This is a genomic window from Mycobacterium sp. NGS24, assembly GCF_059813065.1.
Genome location: NZ_JCALDW010000049.1, coordinates 1 through 341, shown reverse-complemented (window position 1 = coordinate 341; position 341 = coordinate 1). Strand labels below are relative to the sequence as shown.

The following is a 341-nucleotide window of genomic DNA, read 5'->3' as shown; positions in this document are numbered from 1 at the left end:
GTTCTCGATTCCGGGGGGGCCGGGGTTCGGTAATACCTCGGTGACCCCGTCGTCGGGGTTCTTCAATAGCGGTTCGGGTAGTTCTTCGGGCTTTTTCAATATGGGTGCGGGCAGTTCTGGATTGCAGAACCTGGCGACGCTGGGTGCCTCGGGTGTGGGCAATGTGGGTGATCTGCAGTCCGGTATGCGCAACCTGGGCAACAGTATCTCGGGTTGGTTCAACGTGAGTTCGTTGGATGCGGCGCAGGCGGCGGTGGTCTCTGGTGTCGGCAATGTCGGTAGTCAGGTCTCGGGGTTGTTCCACAATGCGGTGACTGACTTCACCACTTTCAGCATTGGCC

At 59.2% G+C, this 341-nt stretch carries 1 protein-coding gene; it reads left to right on the top strand.

The window, feature by feature from the left end:
• Window positions 1-40: 40 nt before the first annotated feature.
• Window positions 41-341: hypothetical protein (locus AC5Y6Y_RS25785; protein ID WP_499930824.1), on the top strand; the 301-nt coding region annotated here is incomplete at its 3' end.